18 protein-coding genes are annotated in these 16,446 nt (G+C 72.5%); 11 read left to right on the top strand and 7 right to left on the bottom strand.

The window, feature by feature from the left end; all coding sequences use genetic code 11:
• The first annotated feature begins 148 nt into the window (after positions 1-148).
• Together ACLJOU_RS19430 and ACLJOU_RS19425 are read left to right on the top strand one after the other, a co-directional pair.
• Positions 149-934, top strand: a complete 786-nt coding sequence (locus ACLJOU_RS19430; RefSeq protein ID WP_410569055.1) for a TIGR00730 family Rossman fold protein — start codon at positions 149-151, stop codon at positions 932-934.
• Positions 934-1,518, top strand: a complete 585-nt coding sequence (locus tag ACLJOU_RS19425) for a TIGR00730 family Rossman fold protein (RefSeq protein WP_410569322.1) — start codon at positions 934-936, stop codon at positions 1,516-1,518. The genes ACLJOU_RS19430 and ACLJOU_RS19425 overlap by 1 nt, the downstream gene beginning before the upstream one ends.
• A gap of 43 nt (positions 1,519-1,561) precedes the next feature.
• Here ACLJOU_RS19425 and ACLJOU_RS19420 read toward each other — a convergent pair whose 3' ends face one another.
• Entirely contained in the window at positions 1,562-2,236 is a 675-nt protein-coding gene (locus ACLJOU_RS19420; protein WP_410569054.1) for a lysophospholipid acyltransferase family protein, read from the bottom strand.
• 51 nt (positions 2,237-2,287) lie between these two features.
• On the opposite strand from ACLJOU_RS19420, the gene ACLJOU_RS19415 reads away from it, so the two are divergent.
• Positions 2,288-3,190: a glucosyl-3-phosphoglycerate synthase gene (locus ACLJOU_RS19415; RefSeq protein WP_410569053.1), complete on the top strand. Its 903-nt coding sequence runs from the start codon at positions 2,288-2,290 to the stop codon at positions 3,188-3,190.
• Here ACLJOU_RS19415 and cydC read toward each other — a convergent pair.
• From cydC to ACLJOU_RS19395, 4 genes are all read right to left on the bottom strand, one after another.
• Complete coding sequence (cydC, locus tag ACLJOU_RS19410) at positions 3,126-4,718, bottom strand: thiol reductant ABC exporter subunit CydC (protein WP_410569052.1); 1,593 nt, start codon at positions 4,716-4,718, stop codon at positions 3,126-3,128. The two genes, ACLJOU_RS19415 and cydC, sit on opposite strands and share 65 nt — an antisense overlap.
• Positions 4,719-5,132: 414 nt before the next feature.
• Positions 5,133-6,686, bottom strand: coding sequence for a thiol reductant ABC exporter subunit CydD (gene cydD, locus ACLJOU_RS19405; protein WP_410569051.1), 1,554 nt, complete (start codon positions 6,684-6,686; stop codon positions 5,133-5,135).
• A gap of 9 nt (positions 6,687-6,695) precedes the next feature.
• Complete coding sequence (locus tag ACLJOU_RS19400) at positions 6,696-7,664, bottom strand: cytochrome d ubiquinol oxidase subunit II (protein ID WP_410569050.1); 969 nt, start codon at positions 7,662-7,664, stop codon at positions 6,696-6,698.
• Positions 7,665-7,667: 3 nt separating this feature from the next.
• Complete coding sequence (locus tag ACLJOU_RS19395; protein WP_410569049.1) at positions 7,668-8,828, bottom strand: cytochrome ubiquinol oxidase subunit I; 1,161 nt, start codon at positions 8,826-8,828, stop codon at positions 7,668-7,670.
• Between the two features lie 60 nt (positions 8,829-8,888).
• On the opposite strand from ACLJOU_RS19395, the gene ACLJOU_RS19390 reads away from it, so the two are divergent.
• From ACLJOU_RS19390 to ACLJOU_RS19370, 5 genes are read left to right on the top strand one after another with little or no spacing between them, the layout of a single operon-like run.
• Positions 8,889-9,206 carry a helix-turn-helix transcriptional regulator gene (locus ACLJOU_RS19390; RefSeq protein WP_410569048.1) on the top strand — a complete coding sequence of 106 codons (318 nt, stop codon included), beginning with the start codon at positions 8,889-8,891 and terminating at the stop codon, positions 9,204-9,206.
• Positions 9,203-9,871: a permease prefix domain 1-containing protein gene (locus ACLJOU_RS19385; RefSeq protein ID WP_410569047.1), complete on the top strand. Its 669-nt coding sequence runs from the start codon at positions 9,203-9,205 to the stop codon at positions 9,869-9,871. Before ACLJOU_RS19390 ends, ACLJOU_RS19385 begins: the two co-directional genes overlap by 4 nt.
• Positions 9,868-10,191: a DivIVA domain-containing protein gene (locus ACLJOU_RS19380; protein WP_410569046.1), complete on the top strand. Its 324-nt coding sequence runs from the start codon at positions 9,868-9,870 to the stop codon at positions 10,189-10,191. The genes ACLJOU_RS19385 and ACLJOU_RS19380 overlap by 4 nt, the downstream gene beginning before the upstream one ends.
• Positions 10,188-10,646 carry an SRPBCC family protein gene (locus ACLJOU_RS19375; RefSeq protein ID WP_410569045.1) on the top strand — a complete coding sequence of 153 codons (459 nt, stop codon included), beginning with the start codon at positions 10,188-10,190 and terminating at the stop codon, positions 10,644-10,646. The genes ACLJOU_RS19380 and ACLJOU_RS19375 overlap by 4 nt, the downstream gene beginning before the upstream one ends.
• On the top strand, positions 10,639-11,202 hold the full coding sequence (locus tag ACLJOU_RS19370) for a DNA-3-methyladenine glycosylase I (protein ID WP_410569044.1): 564 nt from the start codon (positions 10,639-10,641) through the stop codon (positions 11,200-11,202). The genes ACLJOU_RS19375 and ACLJOU_RS19370 overlap by 8 nt, the downstream gene beginning before the upstream one ends.
• A gap of 19 nt (positions 11,203-11,221) precedes the next feature.
• Here the strand turns inward: ACLJOU_RS19370 and ACLJOU_RS19365 are convergent, their stop codons facing one another.
• Positions 11,222-12,016: an enoyl-CoA hydratase-related protein gene (locus ACLJOU_RS19365; RefSeq protein ID WP_410569043.1), complete on the bottom strand. Its 795-nt coding sequence runs from the start codon at positions 12,014-12,016 to the stop codon at positions 11,222-11,224.
• A 199-nt stretch (positions 12,017-12,215) separates the two neighbouring features.
• Between ACLJOU_RS19365 and ACLJOU_RS19360 the strand changes: the two genes are divergently transcribed.
• Positions 12,216-12,383 (top strand): DUF3117 domain-containing protein, encoded by a 168-nt coding sequence (locus ACLJOU_RS19360; protein WP_013222969.1) that lies wholly within the window; start codon positions 12,216-12,218, stop codon positions 12,381-12,383.
• Between the two features lie 90 nt (positions 12,384-12,473).
• Complete coding sequence (locus ACLJOU_RS19355; RefSeq protein ID WP_410569042.1) at positions 12,474-13,937, top strand: leucyl aminopeptidase family protein; 1,464 nt, start codon at positions 12,474-12,476, stop codon at positions 13,935-13,937.
• 362 nt (positions 13,938-14,299) lie between these two features.
• Here the strand turns inward: ACLJOU_RS19355 and ACLJOU_RS19350 are convergent, their stop codons facing one another.
• Complete coding sequence (locus ACLJOU_RS19350) at positions 14,300-15,193, bottom strand: LysR family transcriptional regulator (protein ID WP_410569041.1); 894 nt, start codon at positions 15,191-15,193, stop codon at positions 14,300-14,302.
• 62 nt (positions 15,194-15,255) lie between these two features.
• On the opposite strand from ACLJOU_RS19350, the gene ACLJOU_RS19345 reads away from it, so the two are divergent.
• Entirely contained in the window at positions 15,256-16,443 is a 1,188-nt protein-coding gene (locus ACLJOU_RS19345; RefSeq protein ID WP_410569040.1) for an MFS transporter, read from the top strand.
• Positions 16,444-16,446 lie beyond the last annotated feature (3 nt).

The following is a 16,446-nucleotide window of genomic DNA, read 5'->3' as shown; positions in this document are numbered from 1 at the left end:
ATCGGTTCTGTCCACTGCGGAGTCCTGCGTGAACGGTTCGGGACGGCGCCACGACCCGGTTCACGGGCTGGTAACCCGCCCGCCACCGGGCTTCGCCGCCACGGCGTTGCCGCCCTTTCCGCCGGCGGTCAGGCCGTAACATGGCGTAGTGAGCGAACAGTCTGAATGGCCGGACGGCCAGTACCCCGAACGCCCGGTGGAGCGCCAGAAGGGCCCGGTCGTGCTGCGCGGCGACCGCCGTGACCAGGGCAGCACGACCGACCAGCGGCTGCTCGACTCGCGGGGCCCGAGCGACTGGGTGCACACCGACCCCTGGCGCGTGCTGCGGATCCAGGCCGAGTTCGTCGAGGGTTTCGGCGCGCTCGCCGAGGTGCCGCGCGCGGTCACGGTGTTCGGCTCGGCCCGCACCAAGCGCGACGACCCGGAGTACGAGCTCGGCCGCAAGATCGGCGGCGCGCTGGCCAACGCCGGGTTCGCGGTGATGACCGGCGGCGGCCCGGGCGCGATGGAGGCGGTCAACCGCGGCGCGGCCGAGGCCGGCGGCTTCTCCGTCGGGCTCGGCATCGAGCTGCCGTTCGAGCAGGGCCTGAACCCGTGGGTCGACCTCGGCGTCAACTTCCGGTACTTCTTCGCCCGGAAGACGATGTTCATCAAGTATTCGCAGGCCTTCATCTGCCTGCCCGGCGGGTTCGGCACGCTCGACGAGCTGTTCGAGGCGCTGACCCTGGTGCAGACGAAGAAGGTCACGAAGTTCCCGGTGGTGCTCTTCGGCAGCGACTACTGGGGCGGCCTCTACGACTGGATCAAGAACTCGGCGATGGCCGAAGGCAAGATCAGCCCGGCCGACCTGGACCTGCTGCACCTGACCGACGACATCGACGACGCCGTCCGCGTGGTGCAGGAGTCCTACAAGGCGTGGGAGGACTCGCACTGATGCGGCGGATCTGCGTCTTCTGCGGCTCGTCGATGGGCTTCTCGCCGCGCTACGCCGAGCAGGCGGCGGCGCTCGGCAAGCTGCTGGCCCAGCGCGGCATCGGCCTGGTGTACGGCGGCGCGAGCGTCGGCACGATGGGCGTGGTCGCCGACGCGGCCCTGGCCGCGGGCGGCGAGGTGATCGGCGTGATCCCGGAGGCGCTCTCGTCGGTGGAGATCGCGCACGCGGGCCTCTCGGAACTGCACGTGGTCGCCGACATGCACGAGCGCAAGGCCAAGATGGCGGCCCTGTCCGACGGGTTCGTGGCGCTCCCGGGCGGCGCGGGCACCCTGGAGGAGCTGTTCGAGGTCTGGACGTGGGCCCAGCTCGGCCTGCACGGCAAGCCGATCGGCCTGGTCGACGTCGACGGGTACTACGCGCCCCTGATGGCGTTCGCCGACCACATGGTGACCGAAGGTTTCGTGCAGGAGGGCTACCGCCGGCTGCTGCTGACGGACGCCGACCCGGCGGCGCTGCTGGACCGGTTCGAGAGCTACGAACCCCCGGCGCCGCCGAAGTGGGCGAAGGAAACGCCGGGCATCTGAGCCGGTGAACCCGTGGGCGCGGGCCGGGGTGGCACCGGCCGCCTCAGGCCACGCCCTCGCTCGGCCGCTTGTGGTAGGTGTCCACGTACTCCTGCCCCGAGATCTCCAGGATCGCGTACATCACCTCGTCGGTGACCGACCGCCGGATGGCCGGTGAGTAGTCCTGGCCCTCGTAGCGCGAGAAGTCCAGCGGCTTGCCGAACGTGATGCCGATCTTGGCCGGGCGGGGGATCTTCGCCCCGTCGGGCTGGAGGTTCTCGGTGCCGGTCAGGGCGACCGGCACCACCTTCGCCCCGGTCGCCAGGGCCAGTGCCGCGACGCCGGTGTGGCCGCGGTGCAGCCGGCCGTCCAGGGAGCGCGTGCCCTCCGGGTAGATCGCGAAGACGCCGCCCGCGTCGAGCACCTTGCGGGCCGCCTCCAGGGCGGCGAGCCCCGCCTGGGCGTTGCCGCGCTCGACCGGGACGTACCCGAGGCCGCCGAGGAAGCCGGCCAGCGCCTTGCCCTTGAGCCCCTTGCCGACGAAGTACTCCGCCTTGCCCAGGAACTTGACCTGCCGCGGCGTCGCGAACGTGATCACGCCGGTGTCGAGCGCGGCGCGGTGGTTGGCCGCCAGGAGCACCGGGCCGCTGAGCGGCACGTTCTCCACGCCGTGCACTTCCGGCCGGTACACCGCCCTGGCCAGCGGTCCCAGCACGAACCGGACAAGCAGCGCGATCAAGTGGTCCTCCTCCTCGGTGGCGGTGCCCCCAGCATGGCACGATCGTTACTCGTGAGTTGGTTCGAGCGGCGTACGTGGCAGGAGCCGGGGTGGACGCCCGGGGACATCGTGGCCGCGAAGGGTGACCGGACGGTTTCGGTCGTGCTACCGGCCCTGGACGAAGAGCGGACCGTGGGTGACGTCGTCGCGTCGGTCCGGCCGCTGGTCGGCTCGGTCGTCGACGAACTGGTCGTCGTGGACTCCGGCTCGGCCGACGCCACCGCTCGGGTGGCCGAGGCCGCGGGGGCGCGGGTGGTCCGCCGCGAGGACGTCCTGCCCGACCTGCCGCCGGTCCCCGGCAAGGGTGAGGTGCTGTGGCGCTCGCTGGCCGCGACCAGCGGCGACTTCGTCGTCTTCCTCGACTCCGACCTGGTCGACCCCGACCCGGCGTTCGTGCCGTCGCTGCTCGGGCCGCTGGTGTCGGAACCCGGCGTCCACCTGGTCAAGGGCTTCTACCGCCGTCCGCTGCGCCTGGAGAGCAGCGGCGGCGGCCGCGTCACCGAGCTGCTGGCGCGGCCGGTGCTCTCGGCGCTGCGGCCGGCGCTCGGCGGGCTGATCCAGCCACTGGGCGGCGAGTACGCGGGCACCCGCGAGTTCCTCGAGTCGGTGCCGTTCGCCGCCGGCTACGGCGTCGAGATCGGGCTGCTGCTCGACGCCGAAGCGCGGTACGGCCTCGACGGGCTGGCGCAGGTGAACCTGGGGGTCCGCAAGCACCGGAACCGGTCGCTGCGCCAGCTCGGGGTGATGTCCCGCCAGATCCTCGGCACCGCGCTGGAGCGCTGCGGCGTCCCGGCCGCGGACGCGCCGTTCACGCAGTTCGTGCCGGTGGCCGGGGAGTGGCTGCCGGACGTCACGGAGGTCCGCGTCGCCGACCGGCCGCCGATGCGGGAAGTGCTCGCCCGTCCTCGAGGGTGAGCACCTCGTCGAAGCCGTCGAGGTGCTCGGGGCGGTGGGTGACCAGCACGACGCTGCCTTTCGCCTTCGCGAGGACCGCGGCGAGGACGGCGTCGCCGTGGGCGGGGTCGAGGCCTTCGACGGGCTCGTCGAGGACGAGGACCGCCGGTGCGGCCAGGACGGCCCGGGCAAGGATCAGTCGCTGCCGCTGACCGCCGGACAGCGCGTCGCCGTCCGGGCCGGTGTCGCGGTCGAGGTCCAGGTCGAACCCGGCGGTGTCGCAGGCTTCCCGGAGTTCCTCGTCGGTCGCGCCGGGCTTGGCGAGCAGGAGGTTCTCGCGCACGGTCGTGTGGAAGACGTGGGCGTCGGCTTCGGCGCCCGAGATGGTCTTCGCCAGGTCGGCGTACTCGCCGAGCGGATGGCCGTCGAGGGTGACCCGGCCGTCCGTGGGCGGCAGGCTGCCGAGGAGCAGGCGCAGGAGGGTGGTCTTCCCGGCGCCGCTGGGGCCGAGGATGCCGACGCGCTTGCCGGGCGGCAGGTCGAGATCGACGTCCCGCAGCGCCGGCGCCCGGCCGGGGTGGCGGACGCCGGCCTTCTCCAGCCGGAAGTGGCCTGTTGCCGTGGTCCGGGTGCCGATGGGAGCGGGTTCTTGGGCCAGCACGGCACGGAGGCGGGCGGCGGAGGCCCGGATCTCCGGGACGCGGCGGGCGGCGCCGATGAGGGGGAGCACGGTTTCGAAGGCGGTGAGGGCGGCGAGGGTGAGGGCGGCGGTCCAGGGCACGGAGGCGTGGCAGAGCAGCCCGACGCCGACGGCGGTGACCAGCTGCACGAGCACTCCGGCGCCGGTGAGCAGGGCGGTTTTGCCCGCGGTCGCCCGCTCGCGCGCGGCGATCGCGTGGACGACGTCCGCGGCTCGTCGCCGGTGTTCGCCGAGGACCCCGGCGGCGACGAGTTCCCGGTGGCCGGTGACGAGCTCGACGGTCCGTTCGGCGAGTTCGGCTCGCTCGGGTGCGCTCTCCCGGGCGGCTCCCGCGGTGAGGAGGATGACCACCCAGGGCAGCAACCCCCCGGCGACGAGCAGCCCACCGGCGAGCACGGCGGCCGCCTGCGCCGACGCAGTGGCGGCGGTGGCGACGGCGGCGGCCCCCACGATGGCGGCAACCCCGGCGGGCAGCACCCACCGCAGGACAGCGTCCTGCTGGGCGTCCACATCGGACACGAGCCGGGTGACGAGGTCCCCGCCGGAGTACCGGGTGCCGGGCAGGAGGGCTTGGTAGAGGCGGGTCCGCAGCTCGCCGAGCCACCGCAGGACGACATCGTGCCCGGCGAGCCGTTCGGCGTACCGGAGGCCGCCGCGGAGGAGGGCGAGGGTCCGGACGGCCACGATGGCAACGGTGAGGGCGGCCAGGGGAGGCCGCTCGGCGGCGCGCAGCAGCAGCCAGGCAGCGGTGGCCATGAGGCCGAGGGCGGAAAGTTCGGCAGCGGCCCCGAGAAGAGCGGCACGGAAGAGACGGAGAAGGTCCTTTGTGGACAGCGCCCAGGTGTTCACGCCGTCACTTCGATTCCGGCAAGGGCGTTCGTTCTGGTCATGAGGTGATCCTGTGAGCGGTCGGTCTGCAGTGCCGGTGATGTAGGCGCGGGTGGCGCAGGATGGCCGGGACGCGGTGTCGGCCGGCCGTCGGCGTTCGACCGGCGGCGCGGCGGGTGTCGTTGTAGCCGAGTCCGGTCAGGCCGCGGACTCGTCGAGCGGCGGTGGCCATGAGTCCGAGGGCGGAAAGTTCGGCGGCCGCCCCGAGAAGAGCGGCACGGATGAGGTCCTTTGTGGACACCCCCCGGGACCCCAGAGCAGCCCCCACCCTTCCCGGGGGGCGTCCCCGATCCCATCCTACCGCCCCCACCCCGGAAACAAGGGCCGCTCGGCGATCTGTGGACAACTCCGCCCCTGTGGATACCGGATTTGACATCACACCCTCACTCCCGTACAAACCCGGCCGTCCCGCAGCTCGATCACCCGGTCCGCCAGCGCCACCATCGCCGGCCGGTGGGCCACCAGAACCGCCGTCCGGTCCGGCAGCAGCCGCCGCGTCGCCGACAGCACCGCGGACTCCGTGCGGGAATCGAGCCGGGCCGTCGGTTCGTCGAGCAACACCAGGCCCGCCGAAGTGCGCGCCAACGCGCGGGCCAAACCGACCCGCTGCCGCTGGCCCGCCGACAGCACCTCGCCCAGTTCGCCGACCGGCGTGTCGAGCCCGTCGGGCAACCCCGCGGCCACCGCGTCCAGCGCCGCCGCTCGGGCCGCCGCGGGAACGTCGGCCGAGGCACCCAAGGCGATGTTCGACGCAAGCGTGCCCCGGAACAACGTCGGCCGCTGCGGTACCCACGCCACGTCGGCCAGCCAGTCCGCCGTAGACAGTGAACGCAGGTCCACCCCGTCCACCAGGACCCGTCCCGAAGAAGGCGTCACGAAACCCATCAGCACCGCCAGCACCGTGCTCTTGCCCGACCCGCTCGGCCCCACCAGAGCCACCCGTGACCCGGCAGGCACCGAAAGGTCCACTTCGGACAAGGCGGGAACTCCGTCGTAGGAAACCGAAACCCGCTCCAGGACGAGAGAAGGGGCACCCCGCCGACGACACCGGGCCCCGGACGCCGCCGCAACCACCGGCACCGAAAGCGCCTCCCGCAGCGCCGTCAGTCCCTCCGCCGCCGCGTGGAACTTCGCGCCCGCCGCCCGCAGGGGCAGGTACGCCTCGGGCGTCAGCAGCAGGATCAGCAACGCCGGTCGTGCCGCCAGGCCGCCCGAAAGCAACCGGAAGCCGATCGGCACCGCGACCAGGGCCACGGACAACGTCGCCACCAGCTCCAGCACCAGCGCCGACAGGAACGCCACCCGCAGCGTCTTCATGGTCGCGTCCGCGTGGGCCGAGGCCATCGACCGCACCGTCGCCGCCTGCTCCGCCGCCCGGCCGAACACCTTCAGCGTCCCCAGCCCGCGGACGACGTCCAGGAAGTGCCCGCCCAGCTTGGTCAGCAGCTCCCACTGGGCCGACGCCTGCGCGTGCTTCCCGATCAGGATCGCGAACACCGGGATCAGCGGCAAGGTCACGACCACGACCAGCGCCGAGGCGAGATCCGTCGCGAACAGCCGCACGATCACCGCGACCGGCACCACCACCGACACGACCAGAGCAGGCAGGTACCCGGTGAGGTAGCTGTCCGTCGCGTCGACCCCGCGTGTGACCTGCGTGGCGACGACGCCCGCACGGTCCGAAGTGGACGAAAGCAGCCGCCGGCGCAGGAACGCGCGGGCCGACGCCGCGACCCGTCCACTCAGGACGCCGTGACCCCAGGAAAGCAGGAACCGTGCGGCCACGGCCGCGACCAGCACCACCGAGAGGCCGCCACCGGTCAGCAGGGTGGCCAGACCTTCGGCCTGGAGAAGCACCGACAACGCGGTCAGCACCCCGAGCAGAGCCAAACCGGCCAGGTACCGCCGGAGTCCGGGCAGAGCAGGCACGGCGTCCCCCTAGAAGTGCAGCAGCGAGTGCTGGTCGAGGGGACGGCGGTGCGCACGCCAGGTCAGCCACTGCACCACCAGCAGCACCAGCAGCGACGGCGGGGTGAACCAGGCCAGCACCGCGAACGTCTCCGGCGCGGCCGCCGCCTGGCCGAGCGGCAAGGCATATCCCGAAGAAACCAGCACGGTCGGGAACCGCAGCGTCCCGGCGAGCAGCGCCGGGCACGCCGAAAGCACCATCGACCCCACGAGCGCGACCCGGTACCGCCGCCCCGCCAGCCCGAGGCGAGTGACGGCGAACGCCGCGAAGGCCAGCGCCGCCACCACCGCGCCGAACACCGAAGCGTCGTCGAGCGCGAAGTAACCCCAGCCCGAGGCGATCACGAGGAAAGCCAGCACCGGGGCCGAGAACGCGCGGGCCAGCCGGACCGCGCGGCCGGTCAGCTCGGCCGGCGCCCGCACGGCCAGGAACACCGCACCCTGCAGGCAGAACACCGCGACGAACCCGAGCGCCCACAGCACCGCGTAGGGGTTGAAGAGCGCGAACACGTCGTCGACCGGCGGCAGCCCGATGACCAGGTTGCCGAGGAACAGGCCCCACGACAGCGCCGTCACCAGCGCGCCGCCGACGATGCCCGCCGTCCAGGCGCCGCGGCGGGCGTCCGGGCGGCGGCTGCGCAGCTGCATCGACGCCGTGAACGTCACCAGGCCCAGCAGCAGCGTCACGACCGGGACGTACGCCCCGGCGAACACCTTGCCCTCCAGGTGCGGGAACGCCCCGAACAGCAGGCCGACGGCCGCCACCAGCCACACCTCGTTGGCCAGGAAGAACGGCCCGAGCGCGCCGAGCGTCTGGCGTCGCCGCCGCTCGCCGGCCTCGAACCCGGGCAGGAGCATGCCGACGCCGTAGTCGTACCCCGCCAGCGCGAAGTACCCGCAGGTCAGCAGGCCCAGCACGGACCACCAGAAGGTCGTCATCGGTCAGACTCCGCTCAGGACGGGCCGTTCGGCGGGCGCTTCGACCGGGTCCGGGCCGCGCTTGGCGACACGCGCCATGAGCACCCAGTCGGCCACCGCGAGCGCGGCGAACAGCAGTGTGAAGGCGATGAAGGAGAACAGGATCTGGCCGGCGGGGACGCCCGCGACGGCGTCGGCGGTGCGCAGCTTCCCCCAGACCAGCCACGGCTGGCGGCCGAGTTCGCGCACCAGCCAGCCCATGATCGCCGCGAGGAACGGCAGCGGGATCGCCGCGACCATCAGGTAGTGCAGGAACCGCGCCTTCGTGACCCAGTTCCGGAACAGCAGCAGCGTGCCGACGAGCGCACAGGCGAACATCAGGAACCCGAGCCCGATCATGGCGCCCAGCGGCATCCCGACGACGCTCTCGTCCAGCTTGTCCGGCTGGTAGGTCTTGAGCCGGCCGAACTGCGCGAAGCCCTGGTTGACCACGAAGATCGAGCCGGCGAGCGAGGCCACCACGCCGATCCGCATCGACCGGCGGAAGAACTCGACCTCGGCGGTGCGCTTGACGAAGTGCCACGCGCTGACGCCGACGACGAAGAACCCGCCGGTCACCAGCGCAGCGCTGAGGACGTGCGGCAGGGACGCGACCAGCGCCGGGTTCGAAAACAGCGCACCGAAGTCGTCCAGGCGCAGCGTGCCGTTCTCGACGTGGCTGCCGACCGGGTTCTGCAGGAACGAGTTGGCCACCATGATGAACAGCGCCGACGCGTACGCCGTGAGCGTGACCAGCCAGATCAGCGCCAGGTGCAGCCCCTTGGGCATGCGGTCGAAACCGAAGATCCACAGGCCGAGGAAGGTCGACTCGAGGAAGAACGCGACCAGCGTCTCGATGGCCAGCGGCGCGCCGAAGACGTCGCCGGCGAAGGCGGAAAGCCCGGTCCAGGTCAGCCCGAACTGGAACTCCATCACGATCCCGGTGGCGATCCCGAGCGCGTAGTTGATCACGTACAGGCGGCCCCAGAACCGCGTCATCCGCAGGAGTTCGGGCTTGCCCCCGAGCGTCCAGCGCGTCTGCATCACGGCCACCAGCGTGACCAACCCCAGCGTGAGCAGCACGAATAGGAAGTGGAACGAAGTCGTCGTCGCGAACTGGAGTCTCGCGACCGGGAGAGCGTTCATGTAGACAGGCTACACATAGTCTGCCTACATGTAGCGAGCCGATGTGTAGACTGCGTACCCATGAAGGCGGACACCCTGCGCGGCCACCTCGACGCGTTGCTGCTGGCCGTGCTCGACGGCCGGAAACTGCACGGCTACGCGATCATCGAGGCGCTCCAGCTGCGCAGCGACGGCGCGCTCGACCTGCCGACCGGCACGGTCTACCCCGCGCTGCGCCGGCTCGAGCGGGCCGGCTGGCTGGCCAGCGAATGGGACACGGTGTCCGGCCGGAAGCGGCGCACCTACCGGCTCACCCGCTCCGGCCAGCAGGCACTGGCCGCCGAACGCGCGGAGTGGCGGGAGTTCACCGCCGTCATCGGGGGAGTGCTGGAAGCATGATCGACGAATACCTGGCCGACCTCGACCGGCGGCTGCACGGCTGCGGCCGGTTCAAGGCCGACCTGCTGGCGGAGGCCCGCGACGGCCTCCACGACGCCGCCGACGCCTACCGCGCCGGCGGGTGGCCCGGCGAAGAGGCCGAGCGCCGCGCCGTCGCCGACTTCGGCCCGGCCGCCGTCGTCGCCCGCGGCTACCAGGCCGAACTGGGCATGCTCAGCGGCGTCCGCACGCTGTGGAAGCTCGTCATCGGGGTCCCGGCGATGCAGATCCTGTGGGACTACGCGCGGATCCTCACCTTCGGCGACTGGACGAAGCTGTCGACGCCGACCCCCGGGTGGTACAAGGTCGTCGCGCACGCCTCCCACGGCGCGGTGTTCGTCGTGCCGGTGGTCGGCGTGCTCGCGCTGCTCGGCACGCGCTGGCTGAGCCGCCGCCTCGACGGCGTCCGGCTGTCCCGGCTCTGCGGGGTGCTGATCGCCTTCGCCGTCGGCGTCAACCTCGCCTCCGTCGGGCTGCTGATCGGCGCGACCGGCGTCGTCGACGTCTCCAGGCTGTTCCTCAGCGTCCCGTGCGTGCTCCTCATGCTCGCTTGGGTGGCACTTTCCGTCCGGCTCGTCGTGCTCGCGAGACGATCCTGGGGTGGGTATGCCACGATCGTCGCGTGACGACCGCGCTGATCTACCTCGTAGTCATGCTGCTGGTGGCGGCCGTGGTGTTCCTGCTCGCCGCGGTGGTGTTCGGCCGGGGTGAGGAGCTCGCCCCGCTGCCGCCGGGCAGCTCGCCCACGCGGCTGCCCGCCGAGGACATCACCGGCGAGGACCTGGCCGACGTCCGGTTCCAGCTGGTGTTCCGCGGCTACAAGATGTCCGAAGTGGACTGGGTGGTGCGGCGGCTCGGCGTCGAGATCGACGGGCTGCGTGCCCGCGTCGCCGAGCTGGAGCAGCGCGAACGCGAGCCGGAGAGCTCGCCCGAGGCGTCCCCGTGACGGACCTGGTCCTCTCGGTCGACGTCCGCGCGCCGGCGGGCACGACCTGGCTCGCGCTGACCGACTGGGCGCGCCAGGGCGAGTGGATGCTCGGCACCGAGGTCGAGGTGGTCGAGGGCAACGGCCGCAGCGTCGGCTCGCGGCTCTCGGCGTTCACCGGCGTGGCCGGCCTCGGCTTCACCGACACCATGGAGATCACCAGCTGGGAGCCGCCGGTGCGGTGCGCGGTCCGGCACCTGGGCAGCTTCGTGCAGGGCACCGGCACCTTCCAGGTGGTGCCGAAGGGCGCGGCGCGCTCGACGTTCGTCTGGGCCGAGCACCTGCGGCTGCCGTTCGGGCCGCTGGGCAGGCTCGGCTGGCCGGTCGTGCGGCCGGCGTTCGCGCTGGGGGTGCGCCAGTCGCTGCGGCGGTTCGCGCGGTTCGCGGAGGACTATTCGGTGGGTGGGGATGAGTGAGCTGGTCGGCGCCGACGGCGTCGCGCGGTGCAGCTGGGGCAATTCGACCCCGGACTACGCGGAGTACCACGACAAGGAGTGGGGCACGCCGCTGCACGGGCAGGACGAGCTGTACGAGCGGCTCTGCCTCGAGTCGTTCCAGTCGGGCCTGTCGTGGATCACGATCCTGCGCAAGCGCGAAGGCTTCCGGAAGGCGTTCAAGCAGTTCAAGCCGGCGAAGGTGGCGAAGTTCGGCGAGGCCGACGTCGAGCGGCTGATGCAGGACGCTTCGATCGTGCGGAACCGGGCGAAGATCCTGGCGGCGATCAAGAACGCCCAGGCGATCGCGTCCCTGGACACGCCGCTGGACGACCTGTTGTGGTCGTTCGCGCCCGCTTCGCACCCGCGCCCGGCGACCATGGCCGACGTCCCGGCCATCACCGACGAGTCCAAGGCGATGGCGAAGGAGCTGAAGAAGCGCGGCTTCGTCTTCCTCGGCCCGACGACCTGCTACGCCCTGATGCAGGCCACCGGCATGGTCGACGACCACGTCGCCGGCTGCTTCCGGGCGGGCTGAGCCCGGAAGCAGCCGGACGTCACCTGCCCTGGAAGGACGGCTTGCGCTTGCTGACGAAGGCCTCGACGGCCTCGGTGTGGTCGGCGGTTGCGCCGAGCGCCGTCTGGGCCGCGTCCTCGGCGTCGAGGGCCTCCTCGAACGTCGACTGCGCGGCGAGGTTGAGCACGCCCTTGATCTTCGCGTAGGCGACAGTCGGCCCGGCCGCGAGCTTCGCCGCGACCTGCTGGGCGCGGGCCGCGAGCTCCCCGTCCGGCACGACCTCGCCGACCAGGCCGAGCCGCAGCGCCTCGGCCGCGTCGACGCTCCGGGCCAGCAGCATCAGCTCGGCGGCGCGTCCGTACCCGACCAGCCGCTGCAGCGTCCACGACGCCCCCGAGTCCGGGCCGAGCCCGACGTTGGCGAAGGCCATCAGGAACGACGACGATTCGGCGGCGATCCGCAGGTCGCTGGCGTAGGCGAAGGCGGCCCCGGCGCCGGCGGCGGTGCCGTTGACCGCCGCGATCACCGGCTTCTCCATCGACACGATCGCCTTGACGATGGGGTTGTAGTGCTCCTTCACGGTCTGTAGCGGGGCGGGGTCACCCGCTTGCAGCAGCCCGACGTGCTCCTTCAGGTCCTGCCCGGCGCAGAACGCCTTGCCGGAACCGGTCAGCACGACCGCGCGGACGGCTTCGTCGCCGGACGCCTCGCGCAGCGCCGCGAGCAGTGCTTCCTTCAGCTCCACGGTCAGCGAGTTGTACGCCTGCGGCCGGTTGAGGGTGAGGGTGCGCACCCCGTCGGCGTCGGCGGTCAACAGGACGTCGGATGTGGTCACGTCTTCTCCTTGCGCGGAAAACTTCGGTCGGCCGAGAGTCTTTCACCTCGCGCGGGCCGCATACCAGCACCGATACGGCGGCAAAAGATCCCCTCCGCTGATGCGCCCGGCCGCTGATGAGGGACAATGGACAGCAGACCCGGCTGGCTTTCACGCGAGCGCGACCCGGGCGCGCCGGTTGAGACGGAGGGAGCACGCTATGGCGGCCATGAAGCCCCGGACCGGAGATGGTCCCCTCGAAGTGACTAAGGAGGGGCGGGGCCTCGTGATGCGCGTACCGCTCGAGGGTGGTGGGCGACTCGTCGTCGAACTCTCCGCGGAAGAAGCGAAGGACCTCGGCGCCGCACTGGCGGAGGTCACCGGCTGAGCCTGCCTTCCCGAACTCTCCTTCCGTCGCACCCCGGTCTCCCTTCGGAGGCCGGGGTTGCGGTTCCTCAGCGCCCGAAGGTTGCTCACTGTGCGTAATCCGCTACCGCCCGTTCCGGCTACTCTCCTCGACATCGAGGTCGCTGCGGAGCTCCGCCGCGGCGTCCCGACAGCCCGGCTGGTGGCCGCGCCCGACAGTGATCCCAACAACGATGACGTCGAGCCCTTGGAGATCGAGGGCGTCCGGATCACCGGCAAGGCGGGCGACGTCCAGACGGTGCCCGGCGGCGGGCCCCGCTGGGTCGCGGGTCTCGGCGGCGGCGAGCCGAAGGAGTACCGCAGGACGGGCGCGGCGCTGGTCCGGGCGGTGAACGCGGCGCTGGCGGGCGACGTGGCGCACGGCGGCAAGGCGTTCCGCGCGGTCCAGCTGGAGCTGCCCGAGGAGGCGTCGCCCGAGCACGTCACCGAGCTCGTGCTGGGGCTGCTGCTGGGCGGCTACCGGTTCAAGGTGACCGGTGAGGACCCGTCGCCGTCGGTCCGGACGGTGCGGTTGGCCGGCCACGACCCCGCGCTGCCGTCGCTGGTGGAGCGGGCTTCGGTGCTGGCCGCGGCGACGGCGCTGACGCGCGACCTCGCGAACACGCCGTCCAACGTGAAGACGCCGGCGTGGCTGGCCGACACGGCAGCCCGCGTGGCCGGTCCGCGCGTCGAGGTGACGGTGCGGGACGAGAAGTGGCTGGCGGCGGAGGGCTTCGGCGGTGTCCTGGCCGTCGGCGGCGGTTCCGCGCGGCCGCCGCGGCTAGTCGAGCTGGCGTACAAGCCGGCGGGCGCTTCCCGGCACCTGCTGCTGGTCGGCAAGGGCATCACGTTCGACACGGGCGGCCTGTCGATCAAGCCGGCCGACGGCATGCACCTGATGCGCACGGACATGGCGGGCGGCGCGGCGGTGATCGCGGCGATCCGCGGCATCGCGGCCCTGGGGCCGGCGGTCCGCGTGACGGCGCTGGTGCCGTGCGCGGAGAACCACGTGTCGGGCTCGTCCTACCGCCCGGGCGACATCGTCCGCCACTACGGCGGCAAGACGACCGAGGTGGGCAACACGGACGCGGAGGGCCGGATGGTCCTGGCGGACGCGCTGGTCTACGGGATCAAGCGGTTCGCCCCGGACTACGTGGTGGACGCGGCCACCCTGACGGGCGCGATGAAGGTGTCACTGGGCCTGCGCACGGGCGGCCTGTTCGCCTCGGACGACACACTGGCGTCCCTGGTGAGCGCGGCGGGCGCCCGGGTGGGCGAGGCGTGGTGGCGGATGCCGCTGGTGGAGGACTACGCGGAGAACGTCCGCGGCGAGTTCGGCGACGTCCGCCAGACCCCCAGCGGCCCGGGAGGCATAACGGCGGCGTTGTTCTTGAGGGAGTTCACGGCCGGCTTGCCGTGGGCGCACCTGGACATCGCGGGCCCGGCGAGGTCGGAGAAGAACTACGAGGAAGTGGTCCCGGGAGCAACGGGCTTCGCGGCCCGGACGCTGGTGGAGCTGGCGGCTTCCCTGGCCTGACGGCGTTGTCCACAGTCGGGCTGGGCTGTGGACAAGTCGCTGGTCAAGACGGTTTTGTCGGTGGGAGCCGATAGAATGGAACCGGGGACGCCCCCCGGAGAGGGCGGGGGCTGGGAAAGGCCGCGGGGCGCCCTTTCTGAGGCCTTTCATGCGTGACCGGCGCGCTGAAGCCTGACTGGCGTCCCGCCCAGACCTCCCCGCCCACCCCGATACGAAGCCAGAAACACGGACGGTGGTGCCGGGTCAAGGCACGCTTTCCCGCCTTGACGCGGTACCACCGTCCGTAGTCACAATCCGGCTTCGGGGTGGAAGGACCGCACAACAGGGCTTCGCCGGATTCCCTCCCGGAGAAGAGGCGGTGGTCAGGCCGTCGCCAGCACGTGATCCCGGAACCCTGTCACCGCCGGCGTCATCGGTTCCTCCGCCCGCCACACCAGCCCGATCGTCCGGTACGGCCGCGGCGAGAGCGGCACCTCCGCCACCCCCGCCGGGCTGCCCGGGCCGAACCGCGGCAACAGCGCCACCCCCAGCCCCGCCGCCACCAGGCCGCGCACCGTGTCCGACTCCTGACCCTCGAACGCGATCCGCGGTGTGAAGCCCGCCGCCGCGCAGAGCTCGTCCGTCAGCGTCCGGACGCCGTACCCCTGCTCGAGCAGCACGAACTCCTCCGAAGCCAGCTCCGCCACCCGCACCGACTGCCGGCCCGCCAAGCGGTGGCCGGCCGGCACCGACAGCAGGATCTCCTCGTCCACCAAGCCCGCGCAGGCCAGCGCCGGGACGTCCGGCAGCGGCGCCACCAGTGCCAGGTCCAGCTCGCCGCCCGCCAGCCGGTCGACCATCTCCTGCCGTGAGCCCTGGACCAGCGTAAACCGCACCCGCGGGTACCGCGCCCGGTACCCGCGCAGCAGCGAAGGCACCAGTGACCGCCCGAGCAGGTGCAGGAACCCCAGCACGACGTGCCCCGACTCCGGCGACACCTCCTCGCGCGCCAGCCGGACGCCGGTCTCCAGCGCCGCCAGCCCCCGCTCGGCCGCCTCGGCCAGCAGTTCCGCCGCGCGCGTCAGCCGGATGCCGCGGCCGTCCGGGACCGTCAGCGGCGCACCCAGCACGTCCGCCAACGCCGCCAGCCGCCGGCTCACGGTCGGCTGCGGCACGCCGAGCAGTTCGGCCGCTCGTGTGACGTTCCTCGTCTCCCGCAGCGCGGCGAGCAGCGGCAAGTGCGGCGCGACCTGGGCGGACAGCGAGTCATACGTCACCGCATCAATCCTGCCAGGCAGGTGCATTGGACGTATTGGTTAGGTCTGCTTACTTTCGGGAGGTGACCTCCACCCGCCGAGTCAAGACCGCCGTCGCCGCGGCCGGGATCTCCTCCTTCGCGCTGCTCTACGCGCCGCAGCCGGTGTTGCCGCAGCTCGCCGCGCAGTACCACCTGGATCCCGGCGGCGCGGCTTTGGCGATCAGCGTCGCGACCGGCGCGCTCGCCATCGCGGTCCTGCCCATCGCGGCGCTGTCCGAAGTGGTCGGCCGCCGTCCGGTGATCCTGACGTCGGTCATCGCGTCGGTCGTGTTCGGCCTGTTGCTGCCGTTGATGCCGACGTACCCGGCGCTGCTCGTCCTGCGCGCGCTGCAGGGCGTCGCGATCGCCGGCTTCCCCGGCGTGGCCGCGGCTTACCTGGCCGAACGCCTCGGCCGAGCCGGCGTCGCGGCCGCGGTCGGGGCGATGATCGCGGGCAACACGGTCGGCGGCATGCTCGGCCGGCTGGCCAGCGGGTTCACGGCCGGTCCGCTCGGCTGGCGCGGCGCGCTGCTGATCGTGGCTCTGGTGGGCGCGGTGTGCTCGGCGGTGACGGTCGTGACGCTGCCACCGGGCACCCGCCCGTCGGGCAACGCGCGGCTGCAGGACGTCACGCGGGGGTTGGTGACGGCGCTGAGCAAGCCGGTGCTGCTGGCGCAGTACGCGGTGGCGCTGCTGGCGATGGGCTCGTTCGTCGCCCTCTACAACGCTGCGGGGTTCCGCCTGACCGGCGAGCCGCTGGGCCTGTCGCCGGCGATCGCGTCGCTGGTGTTCCTGGCGTACGCAACGGGCTCGGTGTCCTCGGCGGCGGCCGGACGGCTGGTGGCCCGGGTGGGCCGCCGCCGGGCACTGATCGGAGCGCTGCTGCTGACCGCGGCCGGCGCGGCGCTGACGCTGCCGGACTCGCTGCCGCTGGTGATCGCCGGGTTCTTGGTGCTGACGTGCGCGTTCTTCGCGGCCCACGCGGTGGCGAACGGCTGGGCGGCGGCCGACGCCCCGGAAAGCGCCCGCGGCCAGGTGGGCGGCACGTACACGGCGACGTACTACCTGGGCAGCAGCGTCGGCGGGGCCGCCGGGGCGTGGGTGTACGGGCACGCGGGCTGGCCGTGGCTGATCGCCGCGGTGACGGTGTGGCTGCTGCTGGCGGTGGCGGCGGTGGGGGTCGGAACGCGGGTCCGTGGCGAACGGCGTGAGCTGGCCGAGGTGGCCTGAGGC

This window comes from Amycolatopsis sp. cmx-4-61 (assembly GCF_046548775.1).
Lineage (GTDB): Bacteria > Actinomycetota > Actinomycetes > Mycobacteriales > Pseudonocardiaceae > Amycolatopsis.
Note: the sequence above shows the minus strand (reverse complement) of the source record. Positions and strands in the feature narration are given on the sequence as shown.